The organism is Sphingobium sp., assembly GCF_032153725.1.
Taxonomy (GTDB): Bacteria; Pseudomonadota; Alphaproteobacteria; order Sphingomonadales; family Sphingomonadaceae; genus Sphingobium.
Genome location: NZ_JALDYQ010000085.1, coordinates 1 through 18,637 on the forward strand (window position 1 = coordinate 1; position 18,637 = coordinate 18,637).

General features: G+C 59.5%; 18 protein-coding genes and 1 pseudogene. 12 read left to right on the forward strand and 7 right to left on the reverse strand.

Features of this window, described 5'->3' with window-relative positions:
* The first annotated feature begins 272 nt into the window (after nucleotides 1-272).
* On the forward strand, nucleotides 273-1,538 hold the full coding sequence (locus RUH75_RS20380) for a chloride channel protein (protein WP_313809019.1): 1,266 nt from the start codon (nucleotides 273-275) through the stop codon (nucleotides 1,536-1,538).
* A 163-nt stretch (nucleotides 1,539-1,701) separates the two neighbouring features.
* On the opposite strand, the pseudogene RUH75_RS20385 reads toward RUH75_RS20380, so the two are convergent.
* Nucleotides 1,702-2,050: pseudogene (locus tag RUH75_RS20385) on the reverse strand (arsenical resistance protein ArsH); the annotation flags it as partial.
* A 188-nt stretch (nucleotides 2,051-2,238) separates the two neighbouring features.
* Between RUH75_RS20385 and RUH75_RS20390 the strand changes: the two are divergent.
* The 8 genes from RUH75_RS20390 (at nucleotide 2,239) to RUH75_RS20425 (ending at nucleotide 7,728) form a co-directional block, all read left to right on the forward strand.
* Entirely contained in the window at nucleotides 2,239-2,847 is a 609-nt protein-coding gene (locus RUH75_RS20390) for a hypothetical protein (protein WP_313809020.1), read from the forward strand.
* Between the two features lie 28 nt (nucleotides 2,848-2,875).
* Entirely contained in the window at nucleotides 2,876-3,268 is a 393-nt protein-coding gene (locus RUH75_RS20395) for a hypothetical protein (protein ID WP_313809021.1), read from the forward strand.
* Nucleotides 3,269-3,273: 5 nt separating this feature from the next.
* Nucleotides 3,274-3,822 carry a hypothetical protein gene (locus RUH75_RS20400; protein WP_313809022.1) on the forward strand — a complete coding sequence of 183 codons (549 nt, stop codon included), beginning with the start codon at nucleotides 3,274-3,276 and terminating at the stop codon, nucleotides 3,820-3,822.
* 199 nt (nucleotides 3,823-4,021) lie between these two features.
* Nucleotides 4,022-4,681, forward strand: coding sequence for a helix-turn-helix transcriptional regulator (locus RUH75_RS20405; protein WP_313809023.1), 660 nt, complete (start codon nucleotides 4,022-4,024; stop codon nucleotides 4,679-4,681).
* Between the two features lie 165 nt (nucleotides 4,682-4,846).
* Nucleotides 4,847-5,599, forward strand: a complete 753-nt coding sequence (locus RUH75_RS20410) for a LuxR family transcriptional regulator (RefSeq protein WP_313809024.1) — start codon at nucleotides 4,847-4,849, stop codon at nucleotides 5,597-5,599.
* Between the two features lie 72 nt (nucleotides 5,600-5,671).
* Nucleotides 5,672-6,292, forward strand: coding sequence for an acyl-homoserine-lactone synthase (locus RUH75_RS20415; RefSeq protein WP_313809025.1), 621 nt, complete (start codon nucleotides 5,672-5,674; stop codon nucleotides 6,290-6,292).
* A gap of 23 nt (nucleotides 6,293-6,315) precedes the next feature.
* Nucleotides 6,316-7,245 carry a phytanoyl-CoA dioxygenase family protein gene (locus tag RUH75_RS20420; RefSeq protein WP_313809026.1) on the forward strand — a complete coding sequence of 310 codons (930 nt, stop codon included), beginning with the start codon at nucleotides 6,316-6,318 and terminating at the stop codon, nucleotides 7,243-7,245.
* Nucleotides 7,246-7,728 (forward strand): MarR family winged helix-turn-helix transcriptional regulator, encoded by a 483-nt coding sequence (locus tag RUH75_RS20425; RefSeq protein ID WP_313809027.1) that lies wholly within the window; start codon nucleotides 7,246-7,248, stop codon nucleotides 7,726-7,728.
* Nucleotides 7,729-7,836: 108 nt separating this feature from the next.
* Here the strand turns inward: RUH75_RS20425 and RUH75_RS20430 are convergent, their stop codons facing one another.
* Complete coding sequence (locus RUH75_RS20430) at nucleotides 7,837-8,028, reverse strand: hypothetical protein (RefSeq protein ID WP_313809028.1); 192 nt, start codon at nucleotides 8,026-8,028, stop codon at nucleotides 7,837-7,839.
* Nucleotides 8,019-8,360, reverse strand: a complete 342-nt coding sequence (locus tag RUH75_RS20435) for an excalibur calcium-binding domain-containing protein (protein ID WP_313809029.1) — start codon at nucleotides 8,358-8,360, stop codon at nucleotides 8,019-8,021. The genes RUH75_RS20430 and RUH75_RS20435 overlap by 10 nt, the downstream gene beginning before the upstream one ends.
* Nucleotides 8,361-8,793: 433 nt before the next feature.
* Here RUH75_RS20435 and RUH75_RS20440 point away from each other — a divergent pair, with 433 nt between their 5' ends.
* The gene (locus RUH75_RS20440) at nucleotides 8,794-9,318 is read left to right on the forward strand and encodes a PilZ domain-containing protein (protein WP_313809030.1); all 525 of its coding nucleotides are present in this window, start codon (nucleotides 8,794-8,796) and stop codon (nucleotides 9,316-9,318) included.
* Nucleotides 9,319-9,783: 465 nt separating this feature from the next.
* Here the strand turns inward: RUH75_RS20440 and RUH75_RS20445 are convergent, their stop codons facing one another.
* From RUH75_RS20445 to RUH75_RS20455, 3 genes are all read right to left on the reverse strand, one after another.
* Nucleotides 9,784-10,977, reverse strand: a complete 1,194-nt coding sequence (locus RUH75_RS20445; RefSeq protein ID WP_409592407.1) for an IS91 family transposase — start codon at nucleotides 10,975-10,977, stop codon at nucleotides 9,784-9,786.
* A 4-nt stretch (nucleotides 10,978-10,981) separates the two neighbouring features.
* Nucleotides 10,982-11,887 carry a site-specific integrase gene (locus RUH75_RS20450; RefSeq protein ID WP_313809031.1) on the reverse strand — a complete coding sequence of 302 codons (906 nt, stop codon included), beginning with the start codon at nucleotides 11,885-11,887 and terminating at the stop codon, nucleotides 10,982-10,984.
* 259 nt (nucleotides 11,888-12,146) lie between these two features.
* A complete protein-coding gene (locus RUH75_RS20455; RefSeq protein ID WP_313809035.1) occupies nucleotides 12,147-13,298 on the reverse strand; it encodes an alpha-hydroxy acid oxidase in 1,152 nt (383 codons plus the stop codon).
* Nucleotides 13,299-13,671: 373 nt separating this feature from the next.
* On the opposite strand from RUH75_RS20455, the gene RUH75_RS20460 reads away from it, so the two are divergent.
* Both RUH75_RS20460 and RUH75_RS20465 read left to right on the forward strand, forming a co-directional pair.
* Nucleotides 13,672-15,168 carry an acyl-CoA synthetase gene (locus tag RUH75_RS20460; protein WP_313809032.1) on the forward strand — a complete coding sequence of 499 codons (1,497 nt, stop codon included), beginning with the start codon at nucleotides 13,672-13,674 and terminating at the stop codon, nucleotides 15,166-15,168.
* A gap of 301 nt (nucleotides 15,169-15,469) precedes the next feature.
* Nucleotides 15,470-17,500, forward strand: a complete 2,031-nt coding sequence (locus RUH75_RS20465) for a M13-type metalloendopeptidase (RefSeq protein WP_313809033.1) — start codon at nucleotides 15,470-15,472, stop codon at nucleotides 17,498-17,500.
* A gap of 31 nt (nucleotides 17,501-17,531) precedes the next feature.
* Here RUH75_RS20465 and RUH75_RS20470 read toward each other — a convergent pair whose 3' ends face one another.
* Nucleotides 17,532-18,524, reverse strand: coding sequence for a nucleotidyltransferase domain-containing protein (locus RUH75_RS20470; protein WP_313809036.1), 993 nt, complete (start codon nucleotides 18,522-18,524; stop codon nucleotides 17,532-17,534).
* Between the last annotated feature and the right edge of the window lie 113 nt (nucleotides 18,525-18,637).

Sequence of the window (18,637 nt, forward strand, 5' to 3'; positions counted from 1 at the left end):
CTGCCAAAAAACCGAACAAACTTTATGTGGCGAACTTTAGATTCAGGTGACTAGCTTGCGGATTGTTATATCCGGTCGGTTGCGGACTTTTTGTCCATCGCCTAGCAGATGGCGGGTTGTCAGAATGCAAGAGGGTGTAAAGTGGAGATCGCGGACCGCGATAGCCGGGGCGAGCTGTGGATCTGGTGGAGAATCTGGCTCTTAAGCGATGTGGGCCGGCGGCGCTTCTGATGCGGCATCCACTTTCCTATATTCCGCGGCGATACCGCATAATGATGCGTCGGCATGGGCCGGAAGCTTTGATCTGGCGCCGCCGTATCGCGATATTGGGCGGCGCAATCGTGATCGGCCTGATCGCGCTTATGTTCGCCGCGCTCGCGGACAAGGCGAATGAAGTTTTTCAAGAGATGATCCGCTTGCGCTGGTGGTTGCCGCTGGTTGTGACACCTGTGGGATTTGCGGCGTTCGTCTGGCTCACCCTGCGCTTCGCACCCGAGGCGAAGGGATCGGGCATACCCCAGGTGATGGCCGCGATGCGCGATCCGACCAGGGGGCTGGAACGTCTGGCGTCCACTCGTACCGCCGTGGCCAAATTCTTCCTGACGATCGGCACGTTGCTGTTTGGCGCATCAGTGGGACGGGAAGGCCCCACGGTCCAGATTGCCGCGACCATCATGGGCCATGCCCATCGGTGGATGCGCATTTCGCTTCGCTCGTCGGTCTATATTGCGGGTGGCGCCGCAGGCGTGGCGGCCGCTTTCAACACACCGCTCGCTGGCGTCGCCTTCGCGATTGAGGAATTGGCTGCGGCTTATGAGCAGCGAATGACCCTGCTGGTGATGGCGGCAGTGCTGATTGCCGGCATGGTCAGCTTGGGCCTCGCCGGCGATTATGTCTATTTTGGCGAAATGCGCCAGACGCTGAGCGTGAGCCAGGCACTGTTCGTGACCCCGGTTGCGGGTCTGATCGGCGGCTTGGCTGGCGGTTGTTTCGCCCGGCTTATGCTCTCGACCGGAAGAACGTCGTTTCGGCCGGTCGCGTGGTTGCGATCCAGGCCGGTCCTGTTTGCGGCGATATGCGGCATGACGGTGGCGATCCTTGGCGTTGCGACCGGGCTGACCTGGGGAACGGGGTATCAGACTGCCCATGATGTCATCGCCGGGCATGATGTGCCGCTGTGGTTCGGAGCAGCCAAATTCATGGCGACGCTGGCCACGGCGGTGTCCGGCTTGCCCGGTGGCATATTCGCGCCGTCCCTATCCGTAGGGGCAGGGATCGGCGATGTCCTTCGCGGCATCTTTCCCGACTATCCACCAGGCGCAGTCGTTCTGCTAGGCATGGTCGCCTATTTCACAGGGGTGGTGCGCGCCCCTTTGACGGCTGTCATCATCATATCGGAAGCCACCGCCAGCCGGGGCCTCATGATCCCACTGCTTGGGGCAGCCCTGATGGGTGATTTTGCGGCTCAGCTTATAAGCAAGGAGAAGCTCTACCATGGCCTGGCGCAGCGCTTCTTGCTGGGGGCGCCATCCCGATAAAAAGGGGTTCTATCATCAAATTCGCAGCCGCCTCAAATCAGATAGCTGACGGTCCGGACCTTGATGTCAAAGATTTGGTGCTGAACGACCGATTTGGGGTCGGAGGGTGAGATCTGCGAAGTAATTGCGATGGCTGAATAATCCGCCGCTTTGTCTAAGGGCACCCGCGCATCCAAAGCGGCAGTTGGTAGATCCGCGTCTTCTTGATCCCGTTGATCTGGGGCCATGCCGCTCCGGGCCACACCAGAGCATGCCTTCCGACCAGAAGGCATATTTGCGCAGCTCATGCACCACCGGATGATCGTCGCCTACCACCCGAGCGGGCAGCGGTAGGTCGCCGCGATCGAAAATCCGGGTTTCGGCGCCGAAGAATTGCAGGAGGCACAGCCTCTTCCACGGCCAGGCGCGAAGGTGGTTGGTTCGGCCCCAGGCCAATGGCTGAGCGCTGCAGCGCAAATGCTTTGTCCAGAGCTGGAAAGGTGATCGGGTGCAGCGAGTTCGCGCAGTCTCATGCGGACATTTGGCGCATGAGAAATTTGATTGTCACCAAAATGGATCCAATTCTTTGCCTGCTTCCATCCACTAAATTGGCGTTCACGGGGCTGTCTACCCGACCGACTACGGTACATGCTTGACTTCGCGAACGGCGCCATCCAACAGCTTGATCGACCTTGGGGAAGGTCGAAACGGGGGAAATTCAATGAGATCGATCTATGTTGCGCTGGCATGCGCGATGGCCTTGCCGACCTTGGCCCATGCGCAGTCCGCGACGCCTGCTCCCGGGACGCTCGCGGTGGGGCCAACGGCTGGCAGCATCCTGCGAACCGGCACGGAAATACAGTTGAAGCTTGAGGAGCCGCTGACAACGGAAGGCAAGAAGCTGCGCGTGGGCCAGCATTTCAGGCTTTCCGTGATCGAGCCGGTTACCGTCGATGGACAGGTCGTCATCCCGGTTGGATCGCCTGCCATGGGCGAGATAACCGAGGTGCGCAACAAGGGCATGTGGGGCAAATCGGGCCATCTGACCGCGAGCCTGCTCAATGTGAGCGTCAATGGCCGCCAGATCAGGCTCAGCGGGACGTTCGACGACAAGGGCGTTACCGGGACCGCGGGTGTCGTCGCTGCCGTCGCCTTCGTGCCCGTCGTCGGTTTCTTCACCACCGGCACCAGCGCAAAAATCGCCGCCGGTTCGCAGGTCAAGGGATTTATCGGCGAGGATGTCCCCCTGGTCTTTGCCGAAGCGGTTGCCGCACCGGCCATGCCCGTTCCTGTCGCAACGGCAGCCTCCGCGCCAACGGGCGCGAAATAAAACAGTTCAATCGGTAAGGATGAAGATCATGCGTTCAGTTCTGTTCGCGGCGCTGGCCGTCGCTGTTGCCACACCGGCACTTGCCCAACCGGCTCCGGCCGCGCCCTTGGTGAACGAGGATGTCGGTGTGCCGGTATTTCCCTATGACATTACCGATCGTCCCTATGAGGTTCTCGGTGAAGTGAAGGCCGGTGTCCGCAAGGCCACGGTCTTCAGCAAATCGCCCTCGCAGGAGAAGATCTACAAGGAGCTGTGGGAGCGCGCACAGAAGCTGGGCGCGGATGCGGTCGTCAAGGCGCAATATGGCGATGCCCATGTGTCGGCTTTCAGCTGGGGCAAGGCCAACGCGACCGGTGTTGCCGTGAAGTTCTTATCAGCCGGTGCCACCCTCGCGCCTGTTGGCGTGTCCGGCAGCAACTGATTTCCATGCTGCGGGCCGTGTTGCTTTCGGGTCTCCTGCTGACGAGCCAATTGGCGCTCGCGCAGGAGATCCCGGCCACGGCCGGATCCGGTTCGATTTCCTCCGACCAGCCTCCACGCTGGATTCGCGGCACGGATGTCGAACTCATGGTCATCAAGGAGGTGAACAGCCGGTCTGCGAAAGCAGGAGATCGATTCAGGTTGCGCGTCAATTCTCCGGTCATGTCGGAAGGGGTGGAGATCATCCCCGTCGGGACCATGGCCTGGGGTGAGGTGATTTCGGCGCAAGGTACAAGTGCCGCCGGGGGCAAGGGGCAGATCAGCTTGCGCCTGCTTCATCTCGATACGCGCTGGGGGCCTGTCGCGCTGAGCGGCACGAAGGGTGCGGAAGGCGACGCCAATACCGGGGGCGTCATTCTGGGCGTACTCGGTTTTGGACTTCTGGGGCTACTCAACAAAGGCGGCAATGCCACGTTCAAGGCCGGCGATATCATTCATGGCTATATCACAGAAGGCGAGGCTCCCTTGGCAGCGCCGCTTTCGATCGCATACTGACCATAGTTGGGGGCGGTTTTTCCGATCGGAGCGTGACCCATATCGGTGCCGGGCGCGGCCGCATATCCAGACAGGCGCTGGCAGCCCCGTTGCAAGCCTTACGATTCCTGTAGCTCTTCGCTGCGCCAGCCGACAGACGACAGGCTGTTGGACCGGCCGTTAATCTGAATGACATCAACTTGCGGGCACAGATGGTCAAATGGATGCTGTGCGAGCGAAATTGGAGCAACTCATTGCGGCACGGCGTGATAGCTATGCCGGCATTTCTGCGCTCATTGGACGGAATCCGTCTTATATTCAGCAATTTATCCGACGGGGAACACCGCGCAAGCTGGACGAGCAGGATCGCCGTATTCTCGCCCATTATTTCGGCGTTTCCGAAGAAGAGCTTGGAGGAAATGAAGGGCCACCGCTCACACAGGCACCGGCGGGGCATCCGATTGCTGTTCCGATCCTCTCCCTCGGTGCATCGGCCGGTCACGGGTCCTTGGAGGAGCAGGAGCAGTCGAGCGCCAGCATGTGTTTCGACTCCCGATGGTTGCGAGCCTTGGGGGTGAAGCCGGATCGCATCTCGATCATCCACGTCCAAGGCGAGTCGATGGCTCCCACCTTGTGCGACGGTGACGAGATCATGATCGATCATGACGATGGCGCGTCGCGGATGCGGGATGGCATCTATGTCCTGCGTTTGGATGACGTACTGATGGTCAAGCGTGTGGCCATCGGGCCGCTCCGAGGGCAACTCTCTGTCGGTAGCGACAATCCCGCTTATCCCCAATGGAAGGATATCGACCCGGACACCATCCTGACCATCGGCCGTGTGGTGTGGTACGGTCGCCGGCTGCAGCGACGCGCCTGATTCCATTGAAGGCCGGTCCCAAGCTGCCTCAAATCTTGTAAATTTCCCATACGGATTGCTAGATTATCGTAGGAAAATCCTACGAGTTAACCATATATTAATTGGGGGAAACGGACATGGGGTGGGGCCGTGGGATCATTCGATATGGGGGACCGGGAGGACGCGATGGAGTCCTTCCGAATAGCACAGCGCTTTATTGACGCGGCGAGGGGGGTGGTCACCCTTCGCGACCTGGAACTGCTGATGGAGCAGGTCGCAACGGAGATGGGCTTCGATCACTACGCCCTTATTCACCATGTGGACCATCGCCTGGGTTCCAAGGCAGCGTCGATAAGGCTGGAAAATTACCCCGAACCCTGGGTCGAGTGCTTTCTTGAGAAGCAATTATATTCCTGGGATCCGATTCATATGGCCAGCTATGCCACAAACATCGCCTTTGCCTGGTCCGATGTCCCGAACATGATCCAGCTTACGAAGAAGCATAAGGAAGTGCTCGAAACGGCGGCGGTGGAAGGCCTTGGCGATGGGGTTACCGTTCCCGCCAATCTGCCAGGCGAAGCCAATGGCTCTTGCAGCTTTGCGGTTCGCACCGGGAAAGCGCTTCGACGCGAGTATATGGGCGCGGTCCAGCTGATCGGCTCCTTTGCGTTCCAGACCGCCCGGAATCTGGCGATCGAGGCGGCTGCGTCCGTCAGGACTTTGCAAAAGGTGGCTTTGAGTCCCAGGCAGCTCGATTGTGTCCTGCTGGCGGGACGCGGCAAGTCCGACTGGGAAATCGCGACGATCCTCGGCATCAAGGAGGACACCGTCACCCAGCATCTGGATACGGCCCGCGAGCGCTATGGCGTGGCGAGGCGCGTGCAACTTGTCCTGCGCGCCGTGCATGACGGGCAGTTAGCCCTGTGCGATCTGCTCTGACCATCCCCCTTTAGAGGGAATTTTCGATCGGTCCATTATGAACAAGATGAACTCTCCATAGCGGAGGGTTTTATGGTTCATCTGGTCAATTCACGAAATGTCAATTCTTATAGGAAACCTCTTGAATCCATGTTCATGGATAGAAAGAGGGTGTTCATCGATATTCTAAAATGGGATATCCATTCGGAGGGAACATATGAGCGCGATCAGTTCGATGATGAATATTCAGAATATCTGATTATATCGGACAAGTGGACTGACGCTCATATGGGTTCTGTCAGGCTTCTTCGAACGGACAGGCCACATATTTTGGGGACTCTGTTTCCCCACCTTTGCGATATCCCGGTGCCCACGGGACCTTCTATCCGGGAAATTACCCGCCTGTGCCTGTCCCCCCGGCTTCGAGCAGCGGAAAGGCTCGAGGTTCGCAACAGACTGGCGACAGCGCTGGTCGAATATGCGCTTTTGACCGGCATCACCAGCTATACCGGCGTGGCGGAAATGGGATGGCTGACGCAAATCCTGGCCCTCGGATGGCGTTGCGATCCGCTGGGCATTCCCAAACCCGTCGGCAAGTCATTGCTGGGCGCGCTCCAGATTCATGTCGGCACCGAGACGATCCGCCTTCTACGCCAGGCCGGCACCTATACCAGCTCCGGATTGAAACTTGGGTCCCAGCCCAAAGCGGCCTGACTTTTTCAAAAAAGGATTTTCCCATGTACTCGCCAAATAACATTGGCGCGAGCGACGGCGCGCGCCTGAAGGATCTGATATCGGTCTATGCTGCGGGACTCCGCGCAAACGGCTATGTCATCATTCCCGACCTCGTGGATACGCGGATCGTGGAAGAACTGGACGAAGAGCTTGCCCATCGCTTTTCTTCAACGCCCTTCTGCGAAGGCCCCTTTTACGGATCGCATACCAAACGCTTCGGCCGATTGCTTGCCCGCTCGCGTCACGCCGCTTCGCTCGTTCAGCATGAACTCATTATCGGGATCGTGCGTGAAATTCTTCAACCCCATTGCGACGTCATCCAGCTCAATCTGACCCAGGCGGTGGAGGTCCATCCCGGCTCCCCGGCCCAGGTGCCGCACCGCGATCAAGATATGTGGCAGGGTCTCAAGGGGGAGGTGGAATATCTCGTCAACATCATGTGGCCGACGACGCACTATACCCAGGAAACCGGAGCAACCATTTTTTGGCCGGAGAGCCATCGCCAACAGGATGAAATGATCCTGCCGGATCAGAATGCCATGGATGCCGAAATGCAACCGGGATCGGCGCTTCTCTATCTGGGCTCAACCCTGCACAGTGCGGGTCATAATCGTAGCGCACAGATCAGGCGTGGCGTCATCGTCAGCTATTGCCTGGGATGGCTCAAGCCCTATGAAAATCAGTGGCTGGCTTATCCGCCCGAGGTTGCGAGGCATTTTTCGCCCGAACTGGCCGCGCTCGTCGGCTATCAGCAGCATCGCCCGAATCTGGGCAATTATGAAGGGCGCTGTCCTTCCATCCTCCTCCAGGATGAAGTTCCCGACAATCTGCACGCTGTCGATAGCCTGCGACCCGATCAGATAGACCTGATCGCCCAATATGTGGCCAGCCGGGAAAAGGGCCGTCCTGAATTGCTAGCCGGAGGCGCATAGATGGCCAACGCATTTCCCTTCACCCTTGAAAATCCCGACAGAACGATCGAGGCGATGGCCGACGAAGTAATCGCTCGGATCAAAACAAAGGCGAGGGAAGCCATTCCTTCGCCCGTCACGAACCCGGTGCCCTTCGGTTCCAATGCCGAACTGGCCCGAGCTTTGATCCGTCTGCGCAGACGTCGCGATCGGTTGCTTGGCTCGGAGTTATTCGCCGATCCGGTTTGGGACATGCTTCTCGACCTCTTCGTCAACACAGATACGCAACGCAATATCAGTGTGTCGAGTCTGTGCATCGCGGCTGCGGTACCTCCCACCACAGCATTGCGGCATATGGCCGTGATGGAACGACGGGGCATAATCGAAAAGCGGAAAGACCCGCATGACGATAGACGGGTCTTTATCATCCTCACGCCGGAATGGCATGCAAAGGTCGACCGGTTGATGACATCCTGGATGTCCGAAGGCGTTAAGGCTGCCTGACCGGGAGAGCCGCAATCGTCAAAGGGTGTCGCGGAACAGTCCACGGCACTCGAAATATTGGAGATGACGATTGCGGCTCATGGACGCAAGCGACAGGCAAGGAATGGGCTATCGCCGCCCGAACAGTGCCTTCCCCAGCATCGCGAAGGCGCCGATAAAGACCCAGGCGACCATGAAATGCCCGGCCACAAAGGGCCAGCCATAACCATGGTCGCCACTGGTTGCCGCAATGATTGCCGCTGCCAGCGTAACCAGGACGATAAGACGCCATGTCGGCCGATTTTGCCGTTTCATTCGCATGCTATGCCGTCGCCATCCCGGTCCAGGCGGCGTGAATAGCCCGCCTCGCCTGCCATGATTGGTGCGGCACCCGCGGCACGTGCCTGGGCGCAACTGGCATAATATCCGCCGACACTACCATAAGATTGATAGGAACGGCTGGACCTCGAAGAGGCACGGCGTCGGGTGCCGGTGCGTCTCGATCCTCGCCGCCGGGCTTCAACCTCGGTTTCACCACAGACACTCATCGCCGCCAGGAGCGACAGAAGAAACAATCGCCTATTCATCATTTTCCCCCGATTCGGATGGGGCTTATGCCGTGAGTATTTAGGCGGTGTCGATGCCCCGGTCATATCTTCAGGCGGCTTCGCATTGTCGTGACGGCTAAATTTGCGGCAATGAGGTCTGTTCAAACGTTGGTTTTTGAACCTTCAGGTTGCAAGCTGACATTTCGCAACGCCACTTGAGGGGTCTGGAACGGAAAAGCTGTCCATCAGGAACCTCGGATTTAAAAATTCGCGGCAGAGTGACTACATTGGGCCGGACGTTCTCAAACACCTGGCGACTTCTTTGCATGCGAGTCGGGCCAGCTTCAAATGGATTGCGGCCTTGATTACCCTGGCGCAAATCTGGTGCCACTTTGCAGTGTAGCTGCCAGATGCGGTCGGCTGCGCGGTGTTGGAATGAACACCCTGCCAATGGCGAACGCGCGCCGATATTCACTCCTTCTTAGCATTCTGTTCACTATGATCGTTTAGAAGCGACCGATCCGGGAGAGGCTGTCGCGTGCTCAAGGTATTACAGATAGGATATAAGCCTCGTGAAACACGTCACCCGGTGCTGATACCGGCGCGGATGCACGTGGGCCCATCCTGGATCGAAGTGGTCATCCACAATCTGTCCTCCGGTGGCGCACTCGTCGCATCTGACGAAGCCCCTGATCGCGGCACTTATGTAGAGATCCGGCGTGGGCGACAGACGATTATAGGGCGGGTCGTCTGGCGAAAGGATCGCTTTTTCGGGATCCAGGCGCAGGGCAGGCTCGACATCGCTGCCATAATCAACGAACCGCGCTTGGCTTCCCGCCCCCGATCTGCGAACGATCCCGGGTCTTCCTATGAGCGCCGAGTACAGCCGAGAATGGATGCAGATGTTCGCATCGCACGCCAATTGGAGAGCAGCCGACGTTGGTCAGCGGCATTCCAATTTGGTGTGTTCGTGGTCCTCGCCCTCATTGCTGCAAGTTTTGCTGCCAGTGAACTTTATGATGTCCTCTCGCGACCGTTCTCCGAACTGGAAAGTCACCTCTAGCGTTCCATCTCATCTTGTGGCCGCGCGCGGAAAAATTTGACGCTTCGCTGCTTTGGACGACAGAACTCGCCGATGGACATCCCCTCGCCAGTCTGTTTTTTCACCTATCCTTTCAAATAGCTGACGGTCCGGATCTGGACATCGATAACCGGCGCTTGAATGGCGACTTTGGTTTAGGGTTTCGGGCGCTTGCGTACGAAAGCCTCCCATGCAGGAACCCGCGATTCCAGCAGGTTGCCCTATGGGGATTTATGCTTCCGGCTGGTTCGGCTGGATAAGAGAGGCGCGCTGATCGACGCGTGACAGCGGCAGAACGGCAGATGTTGGGATAGGTAAGAGGCGTGGTCGGCGCTCTGACCATGATGATGCCAAGAGCCGACACCGGCTCTGTTGGAGACGGACGCAGGCCTTGCTGTTGGCCACCGCATCGGATGCGGGGTCACAGTGGTTGTTCGATCAGCCGGATCATGACGCGGATTCCCGGATCGGCAGGGACGAGTGCGGCGGTGCTCGTGGCTGACCCCAGCGGGCGAAGGTTTCGATGATGATCATGCGCCCGCCACAGCACGGGCATGGTGGGCAGGTGTCGAGCAGCGTTTCAGATGTCGGGAACTCTGGCTCCGACGGGACGGCCAGTAGCCTGCGGGCGAGCGCGAGATTGTCCTTGCGGGCGGCGCTGGCGAGCAGGCCGTAGTGACGGATGCGGTGGAAGCCGCGCGGCAGGACATGGAGCAGGAAGCGACGGATAAACTCATCGGCGGCCAGGGTCATGATGCGGTGGCGTTCCGCGCCGTCGCGTCGGTAATCCTTGCAGCGGAAGGTGACGCCGTTCTCGTCAAAGGCGACCAGGCGCCGGTTCGAGATGGCGACGCGGTGGGTGTAGCGCGAGAGATAGGCGAGCACCGCCTCCGGTCCGGCAAAGGGCGGCTTGGCGTAGACCACCCAGCGCTTCTTCCGCACCGGCGCCAGGTGCCGCAGGAAGGTGCGACGGTCGGCCACATCGGCCATGGCTCCGAAGAAGGCGAGCCGCCCCGTATCATGGAGGGCGGTCAGCCGGGTGAGGAAGAGGCGGCGGAACAGTTTCCCCAGCACGCGCACCGGCAGGAGGAAGGCGGGACGCGAGGAGATCCAGCGGGTTCCATCAAGCGCGATGCCGCCGCCCGGCACGATCATGTGGACATGGGGATGGTGGGTCATGGCCGATCCCCATGTATGGAGCACGGCGGTGATGCCGATCCGGGCGCCCAGATGTCTGGGGTCGGCGGCGATGGTCAGCATCGTCTCCGAGGCCGCCCGGAACAGCAGATCGTAGAGCAGCGCCTTGTTCTGCCACGCGATGTCGGCAACTTCGGCCGGTAGCGTGAAGACGACATGGAAGTAGCCCACGGGCAGCAGGTCGGCCTCGCGCTCCGCCAGCCAGGTGCGCGCGGCGGCGCCCTGGCACTTCGGGCAGTGCCGGTTTCGGCAGCTGTTATAGGCGATCCGCCAATGCCCACAGTCCTCGCAGGTTTCGACATGACCACCCAGCGCCGCGGTTCGGCAGGTCTCGATCGCGGACATCACCTTGAGCTGGTGCAGGCTCAGATGACCGGCATGCGCGGCCCGGTAAGCCGGCCCAGCAGAGCGGAAGATATCGGCGACCTCCAGGTCGGGGCGCACCGGCTCAGCCGGCGGGCGTCTTGCCCTCCATCAGCGCCATGAGTTGGTCGAGCGGACCCGACACGGCGTGGATCGTCCGGGTGGATACCTTGGTGTAGAGCGCGGTCGTTTCGAGCTTGCTGTGCCCCAGCAGGACCTGGATCACGCGGATATCGACATCCTGCTCCAGCAGATGGGTGGCAAAGCTGTGACGCAGCGTGTGCGGGCTGACGCGTTTGCGGATGCCGGCCACCTCGGCCGCTTCCTGAACCGCGCGGTGCAGTTGCCGCGTCGAGATCGGGTCGGTGATATTCTGGCCCGGGAACAGCCAGCCATGCGGGATCAGGACCCCGCGCTTCCTGCCTTCACGCCACCACATCCGCAGCAGTTCGAGCAACTGCGGCGAGAGCATGGCGTTGCGGTCCTTGCCACCCTTGCCCTGTTCAACGCGGATCAGCATGCGCTTGCTGTCGATATCGTCGATCTTGAGGTGGGCGACCTCCGATACGCGCAGGCCTGCGCCATAGGCCACGCCCAGCGCTGCCTTATACTTGATGCCCGGCGCCGCCTGGAGCAGCCGTGCAGCCTCCTCGACGCTCAACACTTCGGGCAGCCGGGGCACAATGCGGGTGATCACCAGCGCCCGCGACAGATCCCGCCGCTTGAGCGTGACCGTATACAGGAAGCGGAGCGCCGACACCGTGCCGTTGATGGTGGTCGGCCTGACGCCACTTTCATGCTGCATCAGCTGGAAGCGGCGCAGATCCTCTTCCGTCGCCGTATCGGGAGGGCGACCGAGAAAGGCGGCCAGGCGCTTCACATGGCGGATATAATCCTTCTGGGTGTGGGGACCGAGACCCCGCATCATCATGTCGTGCTGCATGCGTTGACGCAGAGGGCTGATTGGAGCGGTGTTGATCGAGACGGTCATGGCAAGTTCCTCTTCGCTGAAGGAACTTCCAACGTGAGAGGGCAACCTCGCCCCGCTAAAGGCCCATATTTACCGCACTACCGCGCCCCAAGCGACCCTCCCGCGGAGCGGGTTCGTGCATGGGTCGCACTTGGCGCGTGCCACCTCATGCGATGAAGCTGCCGAGCATACGCTGACCGCCTACTTGAGCACGAATATTTTGGAGCTGAATGATCGAGAAGAGTCGCGAGCTTGCTGAGCGTGATCTTCTCATCGTGCTTCATCGTCGCCAACGCAGATGGTCGTCATTCAATTGGCCGATGCTAGTCACGCCCATAAGCCGCATGCCGCGCTCGATCTCATCCTTGAGCAAGCCGATCGCGCGCTCGACGCCGGGCTGTCCGGCCGCAGCGAGCGCGTAGAGATAGAGCCTGCCTCCCGCCGCACAACTTGCCCCTGACGCCAACGCCTTCAATATGTGCGTGCCGCGCCGAATGCCGCCGTCACAGATAATCTCTATCTCGCCGCCCACACAGTCGACGATCTCCCGAAGTTGGTCGAAGGGCGCGCGGCTCCCATCCAACTGACGACCGCCATGGTTCGAGACCATGATCGCGTCGGCGCCGATTTCTACGGCGCGTCGGGCATCGGCGGCGCTCATTATCCCTTTAAGGCAGAATTTGCCGCTCCACTCTTCGCGCAACTGTTCGGCCATCTTCCAGTCCAGCGAGGTGTCGAGCATCGAATTGAAATAGTTTGCGATGGAAATGGCTTCGCCCGTGCCCTCCCGCACATGGGTGTCGAGGTTTGGTAGGGAGAATTTTTCGCGAAAGAGATAATCGAGCGCCCAACGCGGCTTGGCCGCGTAGGACAGGATCGAAGAGGGGGTGAACCGGGGGGGCGAGGTGAAGCCACTGCGCGCACAACGCTCGCGCTTGCCCGATACTATCGTATCGACGGTGAGCGCAATCGCGTCGAAATTTGCAGCCTTGCACCGCTCGATCATCGAACGATTCAGCCCGCGATCCTTGTGATAGTAGAATTGAAACATCTTGGGTGTGGGAACAAGCGCGGCGATTTCCTCGATGCTCACCGTTGCAAGGCTTGAAATCCCGAACCACAAGCCGAACTTTGCAGCCGCTTGCGCGACGGCACGTTCGCCATGCCAGTGAAAGATCCGTTGCAAGGCGGTTGGCGAAAGGATGAGCGGCAGGGCGCTTCTACGCCCCATGATGGTGACGGCGGGATCGATTTCCGCAACGCCGGCCAGCACATCTGGTACAAGATCGCAATCGGCATAGGCCGCGCTGTTTCGGACCTTGGTAATCTCGTCGTCGGCCGCGCCGTCGATATAGTCAAAGACAGGCCAGGGAAGACGTTTCTTCGCTAGCCTTCGAAGGTCTTCGACATTGTGGCAATCACTTAGCCGCATGGCCCTATGTAATGGCACGCCGCGCGATCGTGCAACATCACTTTGTGAATGTGGAAGGAGACGCGAGGGAAGGCTGCCCGGCACTGGCTAGCACCAGGTCATCCCAGGTCGCTGGGTCATCGAGCGACCAGTATGGAACCTGTCACCGGTCCTCTCAGCGGCCTCTATCTGGAAGGGCTTGAACCGTCCCTGCATCGCCGGGCGGTTCACGTTTCAAATAAGCGGAGCGTCCGCTGTGGAGGATGCAAATCTGACTGCTGAACGGCTTGTTGGGGTCGACCCCGGCTTTTCGGTGTTGCGTCGCGTTACATTGATGGGTTTGCCGAACGCCTCTATGGGTAAAGATCGAAATTAGCGCTTTGGAGAGGCACGCATGTCGTTAAACCGCTTTCCACGATTGCAGGCGGACGATGACCGTATTGCCCTCATCGAGGGCGACCGCCAGATCGCTTATGGCACGCTGAACGACGAAATTAACCGCCTTGCCCACGGATTGCTGGGAAGCAAAAGGGATCTGGAGGAGGAGCGCGTCGCCTTCTTCCTGCCGGCCAGCACGGATTATGTGGCCGTCATGCACGGCATCTGGCGCGCGGGCGGGATCGCGGTCCCCCTCAATGTCGCGGCAACCACGGCCGAACTCGACCATTATCTGGGGTGCGCGCAGGCGACGCGGCTGATCGCCCATGCCGAGCATCACGCCATGCTGGACCCGCTATGCGCCGATCTGGGCATCCAATTGTTGCAGCCGAGCGACCTCAGGACGAGCGCGACGGGCACCCTTCCGCCCATCGCGGACGACCGCCGAGCGATGATGGTCTTCACCAGCGGCACCACCAACAAACCCAAGGGCGTGGTGACGACCCATGGCAATATCCGGGCGCAGATCACCGTGCTTCTGGACGCCTGGGGCTGGTCGAATAGGGACCGCATCCCCTTGTTCCTGCCGTTGCATCATGTCCACGGCATCATCAACGTCCTGAACTGCGCCCTTTGGGCGGGCGCGACGGTGCATCTTTTCCGCGGTTTCGACGCGCCGGCCATCACCGCCCATGTCGCTGCGGGGGATTATTCGGTCTTCATGGCGGTGCCGACCATCTATGTGAAGCTGCTCGACTATCTGGATGGTCTGGAAGAAGAGGTGGGGCGGGCGATTTGCGACGGCTTTGCCGCCATGCGCCTCAACGTGTCCGGCTCGGCGGCTTGCCCGGTGCCGTTGTTCGAACAATGGCGGGCGCGGACGGGCCAGGTGCTGCTGGAGCGCTACGGCATGACCGAGATCGGCATGGCCCTGTCCAATCCCTATCATGGCGAGCGGCGGGCGGGCCATGTCGGCCAGCCCTTGCCCGGCATCCAGGTGCGCCTCTTCGGGGAAGATCACCAGCCGATTGGCGAGCAGGGGACGCCGGGCGAAATCCGGGTCAAGGGACCCAATGTCTTCCGCGAATATTGGGACAATGAGCGGGCCACGCGGGAGAGCTTTCGCGACGGTTGGTTCTGCACCGGCGACATGGCCGTCATCGAGCAGGGCTATTTCCGGATCATGGGCCGGACCTCGATCGATATCATCAAGTCGGGCGGCTATAAATTGTCGGCGCTGGAGATCGAAGCCGTGCTGCTTGCCCATCCCGCCATCGCCGAAGCGGCTGTGATCGGCGTGGAGGATGAGACCTGGGGCGAGAAGGTGGTGGCGTTCATCGTGTTGCGGCAAGGTCGGCGGGCGGACCCGGACGAGATCATGCAATGGTCCGCGGGGCCTTTGTCCTCCTACAAGATTCCTCGCCTGATCCGCATCGTCGACAGCCTGCCGCGCAACGCGATGGGAAAAGTGACAAAGCCAGATCTGAAAACGCTGTTCATCGCCGGCGCTTGAGCCCTGTGAATGATCGGTCCACTGTGCGGCAGCGGTCAAGGGCTACCGCTCCGTGCAGCAGAAGGGCGCATAATGCGTGAAGTCGGAGAAAAATTTCCTACGGAAGGCGATACGTCCAGGGTCGGCCCGCTCAGATTTCGTTAGATGAGTTGGGGATAGCGGCGGTGCAGCGCCTGGCTCGCGCCCGGTAGCGTGATGGCTCTGAAGTCCCGCATTCTCCGGATCTGGAGCGCGCTGCCGTCGGACGGGTCACGATCGATGCTCGATCACTCTCCCCAGAAATCTTTCGAGAGGGTTCGGGATGCGATCGTCAAATTTCGGTGCGGCACTGGTTTTGGCTGCATTTTCAATTTCAGCAGCACATGCGGATCAGGGCGGGCCATCGGGATCGAATGCCCCAGTTTATGGCACATACGGCTTTGACGAAGGCGGAATGGACCGTGATGCGCGGCCGGGCGAGGATTTCTCTCGCTATGCGAATGGCAATTGGGACGAGCGCACGCCGATCCCGGAGGACAAGGCCAGCTTCGGCATGATCAACGTCCTCGAAGACCTTTCGCGCGAGCGAACAAGGGCGATCCTCGACGCGGCCCGTAAGGACCCGTCAAATAAGATTGGTGCGGCCTATTCCAGCTACATGGACGGCGCCGCTGTGGAGACAGCCGGTCTCAATCCGATCACGCCGTGGCTTCGCCAAATCCGGAATCTGCGCAACAAAGCTGGCCTTGCGACCCTTATGGCGAAGGCCAATCGCAATGGTGTTGCCGGTCCGTTCCGCCTCTACGTTGGCCAGGACGACAAGAACCCCGACACTTATATCCTTAAGCTGAGCCAGGGTGGCTTGGGCCTGCCGGACCGCGACTATTATCTCGACCCCAGCGACAAAATGGTCGCAAACCGGACGGCATATCGCGCGCATCTTTCACACATGCTGACCCTGATAGGTGAACCTGACGCGGACAGCCGTGCCGACGCCTTGATGGCGTTCGAAACCGAGCTAGCGAAGCTCCACTGGCCGCGGGTCCAAAGCCGCGAAGTCGACAAAGTCTACAACAAGACCACGCTTGCCAAATTAATGGTAGACGCGCCCGGGTTCGACTTCGCCGTCTATTTTGCGGCGAACGGGATCAAACCCGCCGACATGATTGTCGCCCAGCCCAGCGCGATCGCGGGGGAGGCCGCGCTCATCGCGAGGACACCGCTTCGGGTTCTGAAGGACGCATTGATCGTGCGGAGCCTCCATGCCTATGCCGATTTCCTGCCGGATCGTATCGGGAATGAAGATTTCGCCTTCTACGGAACGATTCTGGCCGACACGCCAATGCGGCCGGAACGCTGGAAGCGTGGCATCGATTTTCTCAAAGGAGCCTTGGGTGAGGAGGTCGGGAAGGCCTATGTCGCCCAATATTTCCCGCCGGAGACCAAGGCGGCGATGGAGGCACTGGTCCAGAATGTGATCACGGCCATGGGGCGTCGGATCGATCGGCTGACGTGGATGAGTGATGCGGCAAAAATCCGGGGACGCCGCAAGCTGGCTGCATTCACGGCCAAGGTCGGCTATCCAGATCGATGGCGCGATTATTCAGCCCTGACCATCAAGTCGGACGATCTTTTCGGCAATGCGCTCCGCGCCAACCAGTTCGTTTTCGACTATCAGGTGGGTAAGCTTGGCAAGCCGATCTATCGATGGGAATGGGGAATGACGCCGATGGAGATCAACGCCTATGCCAATTTTGGCAAGGTAGAGATCGTTTTCCCCGCGGCCATCCTGCAACCACCCTTTTTCGATCCCAACGCCGATCCCGCGGTCAACTATGGCGCAATCGGGGCGGTGATCGGCCACGAGATCAGCCATCATTTTGACGACCAGGGTTCAAAATATGATGAGACGGGCAAGCTCAACCAATGGTGGAGCGATGCCGATGTCGCTGCATTCAAGGCGCTCAGCGGACGTCTTGTCGAACAATTCGACCGATATGAGTCCTTTCCCGGTGTGCACGTGAAGGGGGCCATGACTCTGGGTGAGAATATTGGCGACCTGGCGGGTCTGGCCGTTGCTCTCGACGCCTATCATGCGTCACTGGGCGACAAACCGGCCCCGGTCATCAACGGGAAAACCGGCGACCAGCGCTTCTTTCTCGGATGGGCGCAGGTGTGGCGGATCAAATACCGGGAGGCCGCTCTGCGCCAACGGCTCGTCACAGATTCCCACTCTCCAGCTGTTTTTCGGACTTCCACGGTTCGAAATTTCGATGAGTGGTATGACGCGTTTAAGCCTGAGGTAGGTGAGAAGCTCTATCTGTTGCCCAAGGAGCGCGTCAAAATCTGGTGAGTGAGGTCGAGGGCAAGCTATCAAGCAGGCTTCAGGATTCAAATCGTTCATGGCAGATTTCGTTGACCAGTTGTTTTAAATGGTCGATCCGCTCCGAAATCCAGTTCAATTCATCGACGTTTATCTTGAAATGATCTGAGTATCGGGCATCAACATACGCAACACGAAGTAATTCAAAGCAGCGACGAGCGAATTTTGTATCTCGCGGCCAAGCTGCAGTCAGTCTTGAGTCCAGTTGTTCGCATCGCGATCGAAGCAAATTTAGCTTGTGCGATTTAGGCGCATAGAGCGTCGCGACGAGTTGAAAACAATTGTACAACTGCTCGGCCGCTTGATGATACAGGAACGCAGCTTTATTGTTCATTCCGCCTCCCATTGCGTAACCAGCCAAAGTTTGGAAGTCTTCCGCACTCGGAAAGCATTTTTCAAAATGATATTGGGCCTCAGCTCGGGCTTCGTCCTCCGGTAAGGTGGTCGGCTTCTCGAATGGATGGTCGGGCGCTTCATAAAGCGCAATGCCATCGCGTAGAATGTCCTTGAAGAATGGGCGGCCCTTCTTCAATTGTTTGTTCACGTCGGTCAAGCTGTGCGTGATGATGTTTGCTGGCGCGCTCAACTTTTTAGAAATCGTGTGCGCCCGGAGCAGGTGATCCTCCGCCTTGGTCCAATATTCGAGGGGATCGGCAAGCTCCTCGTGGTTCACGACGACCAGCACATCATAGTCAGAGAAATAGCCCCCGACCGGGTCTACGACCCAATCGCCGCGCGCATAAGACCCAAAGAGAACGATCTTGAGGATTCGGCCCGCCTTGCGATGCGGGGCGTTCCTGCCTCTGATCGTATCCTCGAACTCTTCGAACAATATGCGGCGGATTTCGCCGAGCTCCTGCTGTTTGCGTTCGGGCAGATGGTCGAGGGACGTCTTCATGGCCGCAGATTCCCTCCTTGGCGCGGAAAAGCCAAGAAAAATATGCGCCTTGCATCGATCAGGCAGCTTGTAAGCCGTCGCAATCCAGCGGCTCATATCGCTCAATGTCCCAGCATTCAGGCAGTTCGCGCATCCCGAATCATTGGCCTGCCGCACCATCGCGCCGGTGCAAGTCGGCATTTAGCTGCGGAGTTTACGCAGCTAAATGC

Bases quoted from the DNA above. Each gene is read 5' to 3' on its own strand.
- RUH75_RS20465 (WP_313809033.1), top strand. From the start codon at position 15,470: ATGCGATCGTCAAATTTCGGTGCGGCACTGGTTTTGGCTGCATTTTCA.
- RUH75_RS20455 (WP_313809035.1), bottom strand. From the start codon at position 13,298: ATGCGGCTAAGTGATTGCCACAATGTCGAAGACCTTCGAAGGCTAGCG.
- RUH75_RS20410 (WP_313809024.1), top strand. From the start codon at position 4,847: ATGGAGTCCTTCCGAATAGCACAGCGCTTTATTGACGCGGCGAGGGGG.
- RUH75_RS20460 (WP_313809032.1), top strand. From the start codon at position 13,672: ATGTCGTTAAACCGCTTTCCACGATTGCAGGCGGACGATGACCGTATT.
- RUH75_RS20400 (WP_313809022.1), top strand. From the start codon at position 3,274: ATGCTGCGGGCCGTGTTGCTTTCGGGTCTCCTGCTGACGAGCCAATTG.
- RUH75_RS20450 (WP_313809031.1), bottom strand. From the start codon at position 11,887: ATGACCGTCTCGATCAACACCGCTCCAATCAGCCCTCTGCGTCAACGC.
- RUH75_RS20390 (WP_313809020.1), top strand. From the start codon at position 2,239: ATGAGATCGATCTATGTTGCGCTGGCATGCGCGATGGCCTTGCCGACC.
- RUH75_RS20420 (WP_313809026.1), top strand. From the start codon at position 6,316: ATGTACTCGCCAAATAACATTGGCGCGAGCGACGGCGCGCGCCTGAAG.
- RUH75_RS20380 (WP_313809019.1), top strand. From the start codon at position 273: ATGATGCGTCGGCATGGGCCGGAAGCTTTGATCTGGCGCCGCCGTATC.
- RUH75_RS20435 (WP_313809029.1), bottom strand. From the start codon at position 8,360: ATGACCGGGGCATCGACACCGCCTAAATACTCACGGCATAAGCCCCAT.
- RUH75_RS20395 (WP_313809021.1), top strand. From the start codon at position 2,876: ATGCGTTCAGTTCTGTTCGCGGCGCTGGCCGTCGCTGTTGCCACACCG.
- RUH75_RS20470 (WP_313809036.1), bottom strand. From the start codon at position 18,524: ATGAGCCGCTGGATTGCGACGGCTTACAAGCTGCCTGATCGATGCAAG.
- RUH75_RS20430 (WP_313809028.1), bottom strand. From the start codon at position 8,028: ATGCGAATGAAACGGCAAAATCGGCCGACATGGCGTCTTATCGTCCTG.
- RUH75_RS20415 (WP_313809025.1), top strand. From the start codon at position 5,672: ATGGTTCATCTGGTCAATTCACGAAATGTCAATTCTTATAGGAAACCT.
- RUH75_RS20425 (WP_313809027.1), top strand. From the start codon at position 7,246: ATGGCCAACGCATTTCCCTTCACCCTTGAAAATCCCGACAGAACGATC.
- RUH75_RS20405 (WP_313809023.1), top strand. From the start codon at position 4,022: ATGGATGCTGTGCGAGCGAAATTGGAGCAACTCATTGCGGCACGGCGT.